Annotated in this window: 11 protein-coding genes; 1 reads left to right on the top strand and 10 read right to left on the bottom strand. The window is 34.1% G+C overall.

Going from position 1 to position 16421, the window contains the following annotated elements; translation table 11 throughout:
- Positions 1–82 precede the first annotated feature (82 nt).
- From C8C83_RS01715 to gltB, 6 genes are all read right to left on the bottom strand, one after another.
- Positions 83–595 carry an alpha-ketoglutarate-dependent dioxygenase AlkB gene (locus C8C83_RS01715; protein WP_121326150.1) on the bottom strand — a complete coding sequence of 171 codons (513 nt, stop codon included), beginning with the start codon at positions 593–595 and terminating at the stop codon, positions 83–85.
- A gap of 596 nt (positions 596–1191) precedes the next feature.
- Positions 1192–1506: a GIY-YIG nuclease family protein gene (locus C8C83_RS01710; RefSeq protein WP_121326149.1), complete on the bottom strand. Its 315-nt coding sequence runs from the start codon at positions 1504–1506 to the stop codon at positions 1192–1194.
- Positions 1507–1803: 297 nt separating this feature from the next.
- Entirely contained in the window at positions 1804–2778 is a 975-nt protein-coding gene (locus C8C83_RS01705) for an integrase core domain-containing protein (protein WP_121326054.1), read from the bottom strand.
- Between the two features lie 194 nt (positions 2779–2972).
- A complete protein-coding gene (gene lysA, locus C8C83_RS01700; protein ID WP_099711266.1) occupies positions 2973–4196 on the bottom strand; it encodes a diaminopimelate decarboxylase in 1224 nt (407 codons plus the stop codon).
- A gap of 663 nt (positions 4197–4859) precedes the next feature.
- Positions 4860–6314 carry a glutamate synthase subunit beta gene (locus C8C83_RS01695; RefSeq protein ID WP_121326148.1) on the bottom strand — a complete coding sequence of 485 codons (1455 nt, stop codon included), beginning with the start codon at positions 6312–6314 and terminating at the stop codon, positions 4860–4862.
- 172 nt (positions 6315–6486) lie between these two features.
- A complete protein-coding gene (gene gltB, locus C8C83_RS01690) occupies positions 6487–11004 on the bottom strand; it encodes a glutamate synthase large subunit (RefSeq protein ID WP_121326147.1) in 4518 nt (1505 codons plus the stop codon).
- Between the two features lie 415 nt (positions 11005–11419).
- Here gltB and sucC point away from each other — a divergent pair, with 415 nt between their 5' ends.
- Entirely contained in the window at positions 11420–12613 is a 1194-nt protein-coding gene (gene sucC / locus C8C83_RS01685; protein ID WP_121329914.1) for an ADP-forming succinate--CoA ligase subunit beta, read from the top strand.
- Between the two features lie 253 nt (positions 12614–12866).
- Here sucC and C8C83_RS01680 read toward each other — a convergent pair whose 3' ends face one another.
- The 4 genes from C8C83_RS01680 to C8C83_RS01665 all read right to left on the bottom strand — a co-directional run bounded on the left by C8C83_RS01680 (position 12867) and on the right by C8C83_RS01665 (position 16365).
- The gene (locus tag C8C83_RS01680; protein ID WP_121326146.1) at positions 12867–13331 is read right to left on the bottom strand and encodes a DUF1456 family protein; all 465 of its coding nucleotides are present in this window, start codon (positions 13329–13331) and stop codon (positions 12867–12869) included.
- Between the two features lie 168 nt (positions 13332–13499).
- Positions 13500–14525, bottom strand: a complete 1026-nt coding sequence (locus C8C83_RS01675) for an aminotransferase class I/II-fold pyridoxal phosphate-dependent enzyme (protein ID WP_121326145.1) — start codon at positions 14523–14525, stop codon at positions 13500–13502.
- Positions 14526–14530: 5 nt separating this feature from the next.
- The gene (locus C8C83_RS01670; protein ID WP_121326144.1) at positions 14531–15541 is read right to left on the bottom strand and encodes a dipeptide epimerase; all 1011 of its coding nucleotides are present in this window, start codon (positions 15539–15541) and stop codon (positions 14531–14533) included.
- Positions 15542–15561: 20 nt separating this feature from the next.
- Positions 15562–16365, bottom strand: a complete 804-nt coding sequence (locus C8C83_RS01665; protein WP_121326143.1) for an alpha/beta hydrolase-fold protein — start codon at positions 16363–16365, stop codon at positions 15562–15564.
- Positions 16366–16421 lie beyond the last annotated feature (56 nt).

Here is a 16421-nt window from a genome sequence, read left to right as displayed (position 1 = left end):
TTTTATCAAATGTTTTACGATTTGCCTGGTTTGTATTCACGAGTGAAATGGTTGTGTTTGCGGGTTTACAATTTTTGTAATCTCACGCAATTTTTCTAAGAGTTATACTAATTCTTCCTTCTTCTGTATTTGATTGCGGAATTGAATGTTGCCAAATCTTTTGAACTTCCTGCGTCATATAAATTAAACTTCCTGCTGTTAATTCAAAACTTTGAAATATCTCAGGATTTAATATATTTCTAAATTTAAGAATTCGAACTGCTCCAACCGAAATAATGGCAACTCCGGTTTGTGGTTCTAAAATATCAATTTGGTCGGAATGGTAACCCATTTTAGATTTTCCGTCTAAGTAATAGTTTATAAGGCAATTGTTGGGTTCAAAACCAATTACGGTAGAAACTTTTTGGTTAATTTTTTTTAATTCGGGTAAAAATTCCTGATATGGATATTCGATTTGAGAGTAATTATAGGCTTTTCCGAAACTTGCCGTTTTTCGTGCAGTCATTCTTTCGTCCCAAGTTACATTTGCTTTTAAATTTTCAAATAGCTCGTTTGGATTTTCGATAAAATTTTCGACAAATGTAATTCCTTCCACTGTTTTTTCTTTATTTCAAATATATTTATTTTTTCTTACAAATTGCTGAATTTGACTTATGAAAATGGATTTGCATCAAAGAGATTTTTGTAAAATTTGCCATTTAAGAAATGACAAGATCATAAGAAAAAAATCCGTTTTAATCCGCGTTTTCACGAAGTGAATCCGCGTCATCCGCGTTCTATATTGACGATTTACTTTGCGCATTTACGACTTCAAACAACCTGAAAGGATTATAAAATATAAAATAAAAAAAATCCCATTCAAAGAAAATGAATGGGATTGCAGTATATTATTAAAGAATTAAAAACTTAGTTTAAAATCCATCTTATTTATTTCATCTGGTTTTCCTGACTTAAACTTAATATTTTTAAATTCATTAAGCGATGGGTCGACAACGATCTTTGAGTCTTTACTTATAGTTCTTGTAGCTTTAACTATCTTTTTTACACTTTTCATATTTTTCCTTTTAATTAAAAATCTAATTTCATTTTAAACTCCCAATTATCCATAATCTTGTCATTTCGACGAAGGAGAAATCTTCGCAAGAAACTCCACAAAGATTGGTAATGTTATTCGGAGATTTGGATATAAAATCATGGAAATAAATAATTCAAAAAATCAAGATCAGGATTTATAGTTTTTATTAATTCGATTTTCTTTTCTCTGCGCCAATCTTTTATTTCTTTCTCTCGGGCGATTGCTGCTTGAATCCAAGTGAATTTTTCGTAGTAGAGCAAAAATGTCGCATTATATTTTGAGGTAAAGGTTTTGTTTACAATTGTTTTGGTTTCTTGATGCTGACTTAAACGAATTTTTAAGTTATTTGTAACTCCGGTGTAGAAAACGGTTTTGTATTTATTTGTTAATATGTATATGTAGTAAGTGTGATAGCCTTCTTGATGTTCCATTCTTTTTGCCGAAAGATAGAATATTTTTTAAGATTTTTCTTTCTTTTTAATTTTCTTTCTTTGATATACTTTATGGGGTTTCTTGCGAGGATTTCTCCTTCGTCGAAATGACAAACTGGGTGTGAACGTTTGTATTGAGATTACTGAATGATAATTACTTTGCGGAGTTACTTGCGAGGATTTCTCCCTCGTCGAAATGACAAACTGGGTGTGAACGTTCGCATTTATATTACTGAATGATATACTTTGCGGAGTTTCTTGTGAGGATTTCTCCTCTGTCGAAATTGTAAAGGTTACTTATTTCGGTAACGGATTTATCATTTCGATTGGTTTTTTTCCATCAATACCTTGATGTGGTCTTTCATGATTATAATAATATAAGTATTGCAATAATTCTTCTTTTAATTCTTCATGAGAATCAAAATCTGTGTCTCTCAATAAATCATCTTCAAGAGTTCTCCAAAAGCGTTCAACTTTACCATTAGTTTGTGGTCTGTAGGGTTTTGTGTACCTATGAACAATACCTAATTCCATTAACATCCTCTCAAAAGGGTGATTATTTTTCACTTTGCTTGTTTTAGGTCCAAATTCAGCTCCATTATCAGATAATATCTCTTCAAATTTTATTTCATAATGATCACTTAGGATGTTTAAACATTTCAATGCCGCAAACATAACTGTTAAACTGGTAATATCAGAAACTAATTCAGCCCAGGCAATTCGACTGTAATCATCTATTACACAAACTAAATAGCGATTTTTATTTTCCCCTTTAATTATACTTTTGCTCAAATAATGACAATCAATATGACCAAGTTGTCCCATTCTTTCCTTGATTATTTTTTGATGATTCTTTTTAATCTTCGGAGTTAATCTATTTATTTTATTGCGTTTTAAAATATTATAAACTCCTGAATATGATGGTGTATGCTTCCCTAATTTGGGCCTTAAGATACTAACAATTTCATATTTGTTGTTTCCTTTTTCTCGCAATGCAATTACTTTTTGCTCTATAAAAGGCAAAGGACGTCTTGTTTTATATTTGGGACCTCTTTTTTGGGGCAATAAATCAATAGATTTCCCACTTTGTTTAAAGCGATTATAATACTTTAAAAAACTCTTTCGGCAAGTATTATTTGCTGCATAAAAATCCATTGCTTTTTTATACAAAGGATGAGTTTTATTTTTTACCTGTTCATATTCTTTTATTAGAAAACGATACTTCTCTAAGTAGTTCCGCTCTAAAGTGGAATCCTGACTATTATTTCTCATCGTAACAAAATTTATTAAAGTTAAATTTTGTTACCGAAATATCTAACATCTACAGAAATGACAAGATTGCGCTGAGACTTCGACTTCGCTCAGCCTGACAAGTGCATAGAAATCTAAAATCAACAATCTGAAACAAAAAAAATCCCGCCTCAATTAAGAAACGGGATTCAATAGATATTCTCTTTTTTTTTATTTTAAACTGTTGCAGCAACTTCTTGTGGCAACGGAATTTGATTTTTAAGCAAATCTTCAAAAGTTTCGTGTTGGCGGATTAAGATTCCTTTTCCGTCTTTCCATAAAACTTCTGCTGGTTTGTATCTTGAATTGTAGTTCGAAGACATTGAGAAGCAATATGCTCCGGCGTTTCTGAAAGCCAGAATATCACCTTCAGTAATTTCCGAAATTCTACGATTGTTTGCAAAAGTATCTGTTTCGCAGATGTATCCTACAACCGAGTAAAAACGTTCTTTTCCTTTTGGGTTAGAAATGTTTTCGATATGGTGTGAAGATCCGTACAACATTGGACGAATTAAGTGGTTGAAACCACTGTCAACTCCAGCGAAAACTGTTGATGTTGTTTGTTTTACTACGTTTACTTTTACTAAGAAATGACCTGCTTCGCTCACCAAGAATTTTCCTGGTTCGAAAATCAACGTTAAATCTCTGCCATATTCTGTACAGAAAGCATTGAATCTTTTAGATAATTTTTTACCTAATTCTTCGATGTCAGTTTCGATATCGTCTTTTTTGTAAGGAACTTTGAATCCGCTTCCGAAATCTAAAAACTCTAAGTCTTTGAAGTGTTTTGCGGTATCAAATAAGATTTCAGCAGCATACAAGAATACTTCGATATCAAGAATATCAGATCCTGTGTGCATGTGAATTCCCACGATGCTCATTTTTGTGTTCTCTACAATTCGCAAGATATGCGGAATCTGGTGAACAGAAATACCGAATTTACTATCGATATGTCCCACCGAAATATTAGCATTTCCACCCGCCATTACGTGCGGATTGATACGAATACATACCGGAATTTGTGGATATTTTGTCCCGAATTGCTCCAGAATAGATAAGTTGTCAATATTGATTTGTACACCCATTGCGGCAACTTCCTCGATTTCTTCAAGAGAAACTCCGTTTGGTGTAAAAAAGATTTTTTCAGGTTCATAGCCAGCATGAAGTCCTAATAAAACTTCTTGAATTGATACAGTATCTAATCCAGATCCCATGTTCTTTAATAACTGAAGAATCGCAACGTTTGACAATGCCTTCATGGCGTAATTAACTCTTAAGTTTTCTACCTTAGAGAAAGCTTTAGTTAATCTGTTGTACTGAGATTGGATTTTTTCGGCATCATAAACATATAATGGACTTCCAAATTGTTCTGCTAACTGCAGTAAATCTTTTGCTTGCATTTTTTAAACTATTTTGAGCAAATTTATTACTCTTTTGACTAACTGCAAATTAATTGTAGAAAAATAACAAATTGTAACAAATTGTTTGATTTTAAACAAAAAGTGGTTTATTTCGGATTTTTATAAATCTTTTTAAGGTGCTAAGTTGCTAAGGTTCTAAGTTAGTAAGTTTTTTCGTCTTAGCTACTTAGTTTCTCAGAAACTTAGAATCTTTTTTCGAAGCATCACAATTGGCATTTTGTTAAACAAAAGTTTTTTAGAAATAAAGGGACAAAGGTGCAGAGAGGCAAAGGAGCAAAGGTTTTTCTTAGCGTCTTGTTACTAGAACATAGCCCGAGGTTTTAACCTTGGGAGCGCAATGTTATGATTTTCGTCGATACGCTACATGTCCCAAGGTTAAAACCTCGGGCTATGGTTGAAATAGAAAATCTTTTTTTAATCTTTGTTCAGGAGCAAAAAAATAACTGCTAAGAGTCTAAGTTGCTAAGCGACTAAGCAAAAAAAACTTAGAATCTTAGAAACTTAGCGCCTTAGCAGCTTAGTTAGTGTTGTTTATCGGAATAAAGATTTGATTTTTTTAATCTTTTATGTTCGTATGATTTAAAATACTAAGAGAAAAAAAACTTAGAAACTTAGTAGCTCAGTATCTCAGAACCTCAAAAATTATAAACTCGGTAAATCTCCGTTTCCTTTGGTTGGCAAGTTGGTATATCCCATCAGGAATAAATCTACCTCTCTTGCTGCTTCTCGACCTTCTGAAATAGCCCATACAATTAATGATTGTCCTCTTCGCATATCTCCAGCTGTGAAAATATGAGGAACATTTGTTTGATAATTTTTAGCTTTATAGTTGCTTCTCATATCAATTTCAAGACCTAATTGCTCGCTTAAAGTTTTCTCCGGACCTGTAAATCCAAGAGCCAATAAAGCTAAATCGCAAGGCCAGATTTTCTCAGAACCTTCTTTTTCGATTAATTCAGGACGTTGACCCGGAGTCATTTTCCATTGAACTTCAACGGTTTTTAATCCTACAAGTTCTCCTTTTTCGTTAGATAAGAATTCTTTAGTATTGATTAACCAATTTCTGTCGCAACCTTCTTCGTGAGAAGATGAAGTTTTTAACTGCAACGGCCAGAAAGGCCAAGGAGTCGTCTCGCTTCTTCCAACAGGAGGTTTTGGTAAAATCTCGAAATTTGTTACCGATTTTGCTCCGTGTCTGTTTGATGTTCCAACGCAATCAGATCCTGTATCTCCACCACCAATTACGATTACATCTTTTCCGGTTGCTTTAACCTGATCCGGAATTGATTCTCCGTATAAAACTTTAGTTTGTTGTGTTAAGAAATCCATTGCCTGAACAACGCCTTTGCTTTCGATTCCTTTAGTTGGCAAACTTCTTCTTTCAGTTGCTCCACCGCACAATACGATAGAATCAAAAGAATTAAGTTCGTCTACGCTAAAGTTTACTCCAACATTTACATTTGTTTTAAAAGTGATTCCTTCAGCTTCAAGGATTGCTACACGTCTGTCGATAATTCCTTTTTCCAATTTGAAATTTGGAATTCCGTAACGTAATAAACCTCCAATTGCATTGTCTCTTTCAAAAACAGTTACCGTGTGACCGGCTCTGTTTAATTGTTGAGCCGCTGCTAAACCTGCAGGACCAGAACCAATAACGGCAACAGTTTTTCCTGTTCTTGTTTTTGGAGCTTGTGGTTTAATCCAGCCTTCTGCAAAACCTCTTTCGATGATGTTTTTCTCGATGTTTTCGATTGCAACAGGCTCTTTGATGATTCCTAATACACATGATTTCTCACATGGAGCAGGGCATAAGCGACCTGTAAATTCTGGAAAGTTATTAGTAGATTGTAGAATCTCTAAGGCACTTTGCCATTCTTCCTGATGCACCATGTCGTTGAAATCAGGAATTAAATTTCCTAATGGACAAGAACTGTGGCAAAAAGGAATACCACAATCCATACATCTTGAACCTTGTTCTTTTATTTTATCTTTTGCTAACGGAATTGTAAATTCATTGTAGTTCGAAACACGTTCTGCTACTGCTAAATTACTTTCGTCAGCTCTGCTATATTCTTTAAATCCGCCTATTTTACCCATGACATTTTAATTAAATCTTAAATGATAAATTCCAATTTTCTAAAATTCCAAATTCCAATTTTTTAACCGCAAAGTGCGCAAGGCTTTTGTTTTGCTTCTTTGTGAGTTTTAAGTTCGCAAAGCTTTGAGGTTACTTTTAATCTAAAATCTGAACTCTAAAATCTAAAATCATTTAATCAGCTATTAATTCTTCTATTTTCTTTTCTTCTGCAATTCGTTGTAATGCTTTTTTGTAATCAGTTGGCATTACTTTTACGAAATTGTTTTGTTCATTTTCCCAGTCTGCTAAAATTCTTTTTGCTAATGGACTGCTAGTGTACAATGAATGGTTTTTGATCAATCGTCTTAGTTTTGTAATGTCTTCATCTTCCATTGGATCAAATGCAACCATTTCCATGTTACATAAAGTTGAATCGAATTTTTGATTTGGATCATAAACATAAGCCACACCACCGCTCATACCAGCTGCGAAGTTTCTTCCTGTTTTTCCTAAAACAACGACCGTACCACCTGTCATGTACTCGCATCCGTGATCTCCAATTCCTTCAACAACTGCAGTTGCTCCAGAATTTCTCACACAAAAACGCTCTCCGGCCATTCCATTAATATAAGCCTCTCCGGTGATAGCTCCGTAAAGGGCAACGTTCCCGATAATGATGTTTTCTTCAGGTTTGAAGGTTGCAGTAGGAGGGACTTTGATAATCAATTTTCCTCCTGATAATCCTTTTCCTAAATAATCATTACAGTTTCCGTGAATTTTAAACGACAATCCGTTTGTTGCAAATGCACCAAAACTTTGTCCGGCAGAACCTTCAAAATCAACTAAAATAGTGTCATCAGGTAAACCTTGTGCGCCATATATTTTTGAGATTTCATTACTCAAAATGGCACCTACAGAACGGTCTGTATTTTTAATTTTAAATGTAACTCTTGTTTTTTCTTTTCTATAAATAGACGGAATCGCTTCTTTGATAATCGCAAAATCCAATACATTGTCTAAATCGTGATCTTGTTCAGTTGTATTGTGAATTGGTTGTGTTTTAGCTTTTTCCGGTTTGTATAGAATTGATGATAAGTCTAAACCATTTGCTTTGTAATGTTTGATCGCTTTATTCACATTTAATTTTTGTGATTGACCAACCATTTCTTTTAAGGTTCTGAAACCTAATTGTGCCATGATTTCTCTTAATTCTTCAGCAATAAAATACATGAAGTTGATTACGTGCTCTGGAGTTCCTTTGAAATTTTTTCTCAATTCAGGATCCTGAGTTGCAATACCAACAGGACAAGTGTTTAAGTGGCAAGCTCTCATCATAATACATCCCGAAGCAACAAGTGGAGCAGTAGCAAAACCAAATTCTTCGGCTCCTAATAATGCTGCAATTGCAACGTCACGACCAGTTTTTAATTGTCCGTCACACTCAAGAACTACACGACTTCTTAAATCATTTAAGATTAGAGTTTGTTGTGCTTCTGCCAATCCAAGTTCCCATGGAATACCTGTGTGTTGTAATGAAGTCAATGGTGCAGCACCAGTTCCTCCGTCATAACCAGAAATCAGGATAACGTCAGCTTTTGCTTTGGCAACACCGGCAGCAATTGTTCCAACTCCAACTTCTGAAACTAATTTTACGTTGATACGAGCTTCACGATTCGCATTTTTCAAATCATAAATCAACTGAGATAAATCCTCAATAGAGTAAATATCGTGGTGTGGCGGAGGCGAAATCAAACCTACATATGGTGTAGAGTTTCTCGTTTCAGCAATCCAAGGCACCACTTTTTCTCCAGGTAATTGTCCACCTTCACCAGGTTTTGCACCTTGAGCCATTTTAATCTGAATCTCTTTAGCGTTTGTCAAATAGTTGATCGAAACACCAAAACGTCCCGAAGCAACTTGTTTGATTGCACTGTTTCTTGAATCTCCGTTAATTTCTTTCTGGAAACGTTTTGGATCTTCTCCACCTTCTCCAGAGTTACTTTTTCCGCCAATTCTGTTCATTGCAATTGCCAAATTCTCATGCGCTTCTCTACTGATAGATCCATAAGACATCGCACCAGTTTTAAATTTCTTTACAATTTCGGTCCAAGGTTCTACTTCATCGATAGAAATTGGATCTAAATTATTGAATTCAAATAAACCTCTAATTGTCATTAAGTTTGAGCTTTGCTCGTTAACCATATTAGAGTATTCTTTATAACTTTCAGGACTGTTTAAACGAACAGCTTGTTGTAATTTAGAAATAGTTGTTGGATTAAACATATGTTTTTCTCCACCACGTCTCCATCTATAAATTCCTCCAATTTCTAACGGAAGCAAACTTGCCACTTTTGAATTTGGAAATGCTTTTTGGAAACGTTTCTTCACTTCTTTTTCAACTTCCATCAAACCAATTCCTTCGATTCTTGAAGGTGTGTAAGGGAAATATTTAGAAGTAAATGTTTTGTTTAAACCTAAAATCTCGAAAATCTGAGCAGCTCTGTACGAATGTAAAGTAGAGATACCAATTTTGTTCATGATTTTAACGATTCCTTTTGCAATTGCTTTATTATAATTTACAACTGCATAATCAGCTTTTACGCCAGTAATGAATCCTTGTGCAACCTGATCATAAATGATTTCGTTTACCATGTATGGATTAATCGCACTTGCGCCATATCCAAATAATAAAGCAAAATGATGCGGTTCACGAGGTTCTGCAGATTCGATTATGATTCCGAATTTAGAACGAACCTGTAAAATGTTCAATGAGTGGTGAATGTAAGAACAAGCCAATAACATAGGAATTGGAGCTAATTCTTCACTTACACCTCTATCTGATAAGATGATAATATTGCATCCTTCAGAAACAGCTTTAAAAGTTGCCTGAACACATTTTTCAAGCGCGCGCTCTAAACCGTTAACTCCTTTTTCTATTTTGTATAAAGTAGAAATTGTAGCCGATTTGAAATCTGCGTGATCAATGTTTCTTATTTTATCTAAATCCTCATTTGAAATAACCGGATTTTGGATTTTTAGTTTTTTACATTGTTTAGATTCAATTTCGAAAATATTGAAATCTCCACCAATTGCTAAACTGATATCAGTAATAATTTCTTCACGAATACCATCCAAAGGCGGATTGGTAACCTGAGCAAATAATTGTTTGAAATAGTTGTACAATAACTGAGGTTGCTCTGATAAAACAGCCAAAGGCGTGTCGTTACCCATAGAACTGATAGCTTCAGCTCCCTGACCTCCCATTGGGTTAATGATCGTTTTTAAATCTTCAATTGTATAACCAAATAAACGTTGTCTTGTTAAGAAATCTAGTTTCTCAACTGGAGTAGGATTATTGGTATAAGGAATTTTAGATAAAGGCAATAAGTTTTCATCGATCCATTCTTTATAAGGACGTTTTGTAACAATTGCTTTTTTAACCTCTTCGTCTTCAATAATACGACCTTCGTTCATGTCAACCAAGAACATTTTTCCTGGCTCTAAACGTCCGTGCTGAATTACATCTTCAGGATCGATATCTAATACACCAATTTCAGATGACATGATTACGAAACCACTGTGCGTTAATGTATAACGAGAAGGACGCAATCCGTTTCTGTCTAATAATGCACCAATTACATTACCGTCTGTAAACGGAATAGAAGCAGGACCATCCCAAGGTTCCATAATACAAGCGTTGAACTCGTAGAAAGCTTTTTTCTCCTCAGACATTGTCTGGTGTTTTTCCCAAGCTTCTGGAACAACCATCATCATCGCTTCTGGCAATGAACGACCTGTCATTAATAAAAGTTCTACAACCATATCCATAGAAGCAGAATCTGATTTTCCTTCTAAGATAATTGGGAATAGTTTTTTGATATCATCGCCAAAAACTTTGCTTTGCATAAGCTCTTCACGAGCACGCATACGGCTTACGTTTCCACGAAGTGTGTTAATCTCACCATTATGACACATGTATCTAAACGGTTGAGCAAGTTCCCATGAAGGGAATGTATTTGTAGAGAAACGTTGGTGAACTAACGCCAAACGAGTCACTAAATCTGGATCTTTTAAGTCCACATAATAACGGCTGATGTCTTCTGGCATCAATAGACCTTTATATATTATGGTAGTTGTCGATAAACTAGAGAAATAAAACATATGACTTTCAGAGGTTTTTGATCCTCTTACGGCATGTTCAGCAATTTTTCTAGCTGCAAAAAGTTTTGCATTAAATTCATTTTCAGTTAAATCCTGACCGTTTTTAGAAACGAAAACTTGTTTAACTGTTGGTTCTTTTTCTGCGGCAATCTGCCCTAAATTTTCCACTTCAACAGGCACATCTCTCCAACCAAGAATCTTTAAATTCTGATCCTTGATAGTCGATTCAAAAGCGTTGATACAAAAAGAAACCTGGTTTTTGCTTTTTGGTAAAAAAACCATTCCTACTGCATACTCACGCGTTTCAGGGATTTCAAAATCACATACTTTCTTAAAGAAATCATGAGGAATATCGAATAAGATTCCGGCTCCGTCCCCAGTTCTTCCATCAGAACTAACGGCACCACGATGTTCCAATTTAATTAAGATGTCTAATGCTTTGTGAATAATATCGTTTGATTTAATACCATTCAAATTACAAATAAATCCTGCACCACAATTGTCGTGTTCAAATTCAGGCAAATAAAGCCCTTGTTCTTTAACTTTCATTCTTGATATTTTTTCTACAAAAATAAAGATTTCGTTAAACATAATGTATTGAAATAGTAATTTGACTTACATTTTTATCGTAATACTAGAAAAACGCTTCTTAATTGATAATAATATTATATTAAGCATTGCGAATTGCCAAAATGATAACACGCATTAAAATATATTAAGAAAAATCGCCGTAAGGCTAATGAATGCGGTGATGTTTTTGTTAAATATCAAACGTTTTAGTGGTTTTGAGTTAATATTAACAAATCATTTTGTTAACTATTTCTTCGCATTGAAAATGAATAAACGCTTAAGAGATATAACACTCGTTTTTTAATTGAAAAAGATTTTACTATTAAGTTGAATTTTGCTACTTTTGTCGCACTTTTATTCTGAAATAAATTCAGAACCAGACAAATTCTATATTATGAACATACACGAATATCAAGGAAAAGAAATTTTAGCAAGTTACGGAGTACGCATTCAACGCGGAATTGTGGCTAACAATGCGGTTGAAGCTGTGGCTGCTGCAAAACAATTAACTGCCGAAACTGGTACAGGATGGCATGTGATAAAAGCACAAATTCACGCAGGTGGACGTGGAAAAGGTGGTGGAGTGAAGTTGGCTAAAAACTTGCAACAAGTTGAAGAAATTTCAGAACAAATCATCGGAATGCAATTGATTACACCTCAAACTTCTGCTGAGGGTAAAAAAGTAAACAAAATTTTAGTTGCTGAAGATGTTTACTATCCTGGTGAAAGCGAAACTTCTGAATTTTATGTTTCTGTTTTATTGAATAGAGGTACAGGACGTAATATGATCATGTATTCTACTGAAGGTGGAATGGATATCGAAGAAGTTGCTGAGCATACTCCACACTTAATCTTTACTGAAGAAGTTGATCCTAATGTTGGATTACAAGGTTTTCAAGCAAGAAGAATTGCCTTTAACTTAGGTCTTTCTGGAAATGCTTTCAAAGAAATGGTTAAATTCATCGATTCATTATACAATGCTTACATTGGTTCTGATGCTTCTATGTTTGAAATCAACCCGGTTTTGAAAACTTCAGATAACAAAATTTTAGCTGTTGATGCTAAAGTTAATATTGATGATAACGCTTTATACAGACAACCAAAATATGCTGAGATGAGAGATATCCGTGAGGAGAATCCAATCGAAGTTGAAGCTAAAGAAGTAGGTTTGAACTATGTAGATCTTGACGGAACTGTAGGATGTATGGTAAACGGTGCAGGTCTTGCAATGGCAACTATGGATTTAATTAAATACGCTGGTTTTGAGCCTGCTAACTTCTTAGACGTTGGTGGAACTGCTGATGCTAAACGTGTTGAAACTGCTTTCCGTATTATCTTAAAAGATCCAAACGTAAAAGCTATTTTAATTAACATCTTTGGAGGAATCGTTCGTTGTGACCGTGTTGCTCAAGGTGTTGTTGATGCTTACAAAAACATGGGTGACGCTATCAATGTGCCAATTATCGTTCGTTTGCAAGGAACAAATGCTGAAATTGCAAAAGAATTAATTGACAACTCTGGTATGCCAATCTTATCAGCTACTCAATTTCAAGAAGCTGCTGATCAAGTTAAAGCTGCATTATCTTAATAATAATATTGTAGAGATGTATTATGCATCTTCACTTTAATATATAGAAATCCCTTCGATTATTCGGAGGGATTTTTTTTGAATTATTTAATCATAGGAAGATTTAACCGCAAAGCGCGCAAAGAATTTTTTATATAGATTTTAAATAAAAACGCAAAGTTCGCAAAGCTTTATCAATTTAGCTTTGCGAACTTTGCGTTTACTAAGCACAATCTAAGGAAAACCTTAGCGCGCTTTGCGGTTAAGCAAGTAATTATTTTTTATTTTTTCCGTTTTTGTAAACCACTTTTTCTACAACAGATGGTTTTCCATTTCCTTTAGGGAATTCTTTCTTTTTAGGTTTTCCAGCTGCCGAACCCGATTTAGAAGGTGCTTTGTCACCTCTTCCTCTTTCAGAATCTTTAGCGCTTGCTTTGAATTCAGGTCTTTCTTTTGTACTGTCTTTTTTAGGAATTTCAGCTTTATGTTTAGCCAAAACATCATTCGGGTTTTTAGGATTTTCTTTCGTTCCTCTTAAATGAATTACCAATCCGTTTAAGAAATTACGCAAAACCTGATCGCCACATTCCATGTAGTTTTCATGGTCTTCGGCTCTAAAAAAAGCGCCCAATTCAGATTTTGTAATTCTAAAATCTACTAATTCTAAAATTTCAACTATTTGGTCGTCACGGAGCATCAAAGCCACGCGCAGTTTTTTTAGGATATCGTTGTTTGTCATCGTTTAATTTTTTACAAAGGTACGTTTTAAAACTAATTTGAATACAATTTATTGAATTGGGGAAGGTTTTTTTTGCCACGAATTTCGCGAATTTGCACGAATTAAATTTTGAACGCAACATAATTAGTGAAAATTCGTGAAATTCGTGGCAAACTTTTTTTTTTGATCTCAGTTATAACCGTTTAAAACGTCTATTAGTTTATTCAAATCTTCATGTAAATGATTTGCAGTAATTACAATTCGATTGAGATTATTGGAATTTTCCTGATATTTAAAACTGGCGATAATAATTTTATTTGTTTTTAAAATTTCAATCATGTTATCATCTTTCAGGTAAATTAATGGATATGATTTATCAAATTTAATAGCGTCATTTTTGATTAATTTCTGATCAATATAATCCAAATTTTCTAGTAATTTCTGATGTTGGATTTTATAAAGATCAGCAGCATCAGCTAAAGTTTGTACAAAAGCAGGATTCATTCCGGCAGCAGAAACAAAAGTGTTTAAATTGTGTATTTGATTGATAAAAGAGGCGTCACTTGCAATAACTCCGCCTGTTAATCCAAAAGCTTTTCCTAAAGAAGAAACCAGGATTTTTCTTTTGACAGGAAGGTCGATTTCAGAATAAAAACCACAACCATTTTTACCTAAAATTCCAAGAGAATGTGATTCATCAATAACTAAAGTTACTTCTTTTTGATTCGGAATTGTTGCCAATATAGATAAATCAATTGCTTCAGTTTGAAAACCTGTTACAACATCAGTCAAAATTGTAATTCTCTCTGATTTTGAATCTAATAAGCGTGGGTTTATTTTATCATTTATGAAAACTGGCAAACTATCATTTGCCTGAATTGCAGGATGAGTATCAGGAAAATGAAAGAAAGAATCCGTTTGTTTTTTTAATTCATCAATTACCAGTTTTCCTGCGAGCATTCCCGAGGAAACTGTAACGGCACTTTCTGCTTTAATGTGTTTGGCTAGAAAAGTTTCGCCATTTTCAAAAGCCGTTAGTTTTATGTTCGCACTTCTGGAACTTCCATAAGTCGTTCCCCATTTTAGAATATTTTTGATAACCAATTCCTGAAAAGCCTTATTTGTTGGTAATCCCAAATAAGCCGTTCCTCCAAAATACAAATATTGTTCCTGGTCGATTTCGATAATTCTATCTGGAAATTGATTGACATTCATAAAGTTTAGATTAAAGTAACTCCGGTTCCGTTCAACTCAGAATAATGGATAACGCCATTTTTTATTGTTACGCCAGTTGCAATATCTTGTGCCAAAAGCAAAGCTCCATCCATATCAACGTAATCCAATTGTGGTAATAAATGCGCGATTGCGGATATTCCAACTGTTGATTCTGTCATACAACCTACCATTGTTTTTAAGCCGAGTTTTTTAGCTTCTTCAATCATGCGTTTTCCGGGAGTTAATCCGCCGCATTTGACCAGTTTTACATTTACGCCATGAAAATGATTGTGACATTTGGCTACATCTTCTTCAATAATGCAGCTTTCGTCAGCAATTATGGGCAAAACCGAATGTTTGAAAACTTCTTTATGTGCTTCCCAATTATCAGCTTTCATAGGTTGTTCCAGAAATTCTACGCCAAGTTTCTTTAATTCAACGGCATTATTTATCGTTTCTTCTACGCCCCAGCCGCAATTGGCATCAATTCTAAAAATGGCATTCGTATGTTTTCGCAATTCTTTTACAATCGCGATATCTTCTTTAGTTCCGAGTTTAATTTTATAAATAGGCCAGGGAAGTTCCTGCATTTTCGAAACCATTTTGTCTATCGAAGCAATCCCAATTGTGTAATCTGTAAGCGGATTTTTGTCAATAGAATAACCCCATAAGTCGTATAGTTTTTTGCCTTTTTTACGAGCGTACAAATCATTATAAGCTAAATCTAATGCGCACAAAGCAAACATATCGTCTTTTAAATACGGATGCATTTTTGCCCAGAATTCATCTGGAGTTTCATTTTTTGTAGTTTCAATAATGCTTCTGATTTCTTCTAAATCCTGCATCATCATTGGAACCGTAGTTTTATAATATGGATTTGAAGTTGCTTCTCCAAAACCTGAAAAACCATCACTTTTAAGTTCAACAATTAGCGAAGGCTGAAAATCAATTGATTCTCTGGAAATGGTAAAAGTATGTTTGAGTTTGAGGTTGTATTCTCTTAAGATTAGTTCCATAATGTTTCGATTTTTTTAATTTAATAACCCAGCCAAAGCAATGCATTTACAAAATTATCGCGCCAAAGTTTTTCGTTATGTTCGCCACCTTTTACAATTTTAGTTTTGGTTAAATGAAGACAATAACAGCGATTTCTCTCTAATAAACGTTCCATTTTAGTGACATCTTTTACCATATCATCACTTTCTTTATCACCACATAAAAAGTAAATTTTTGTTTTGATTTTTGGCGCTTGTTCCGTTAAGGTATAAATGTCATTTGAAAACCAAAAAGAAGGCGAAAAAGCTCCAACTTTTCCAAAAACTTCGGGATATTTTAAAGCCGAATAATAAGAAACTAATCCGCCAAGGGAACTTCCCATTATAATGGTATTTTTAGCTTTTGGTTTGGTTCTGTAGTTTTTGTCGATATAAGGTTTTAATGTTTTTACGATAAAATCAACATAATTGTCGGCATTTCCACCGCCATATTTTTCGTTTTTGTAAGGCGTTAATTCATCGATGCGTTTGTCGTTTCCGTGCTCGATTCCAACTACAATTACTTGTGCTTTAATACTGTCTAGTTTTTCGTCGACATTCCATTCGCCAACATAAGAAGTTTTTGCATCAAATAAATTCTGAGCATCTTGCATATAAATCACGCTATATTTCTTTTGGGCTGTAGCCCAATAATTTTCGGGAAGATAAATCCAGATTTTTTTTGTTGTTTTTAATTGAGGTGCTTCAATTGTAAAAGTAGACACGTTTTTTGAAGCTGTACTTTGCTGTGCATTACCAACAAAAGTCATCCAAAGAAAAATAGAAAAGAAGAATACTCGAATCATGAGTTCTTTTGCGTTTTAGATTTAAAAACAATAATTTAGCTAAAAATAATAAATTG

Origin of the sequence: Flavobacterium sp. 90 (assembly GCF_004339525.1) — a bacterium.
Lineage (GTDB): Bacteria > Bacteroidota > Bacteroidia > Flavobacteriales > Flavobacteriaceae > Flavobacterium.
Note: the sequence above shows the minus strand (reverse complement) of the source record. Positions and strands in the feature narration are given on the sequence as shown.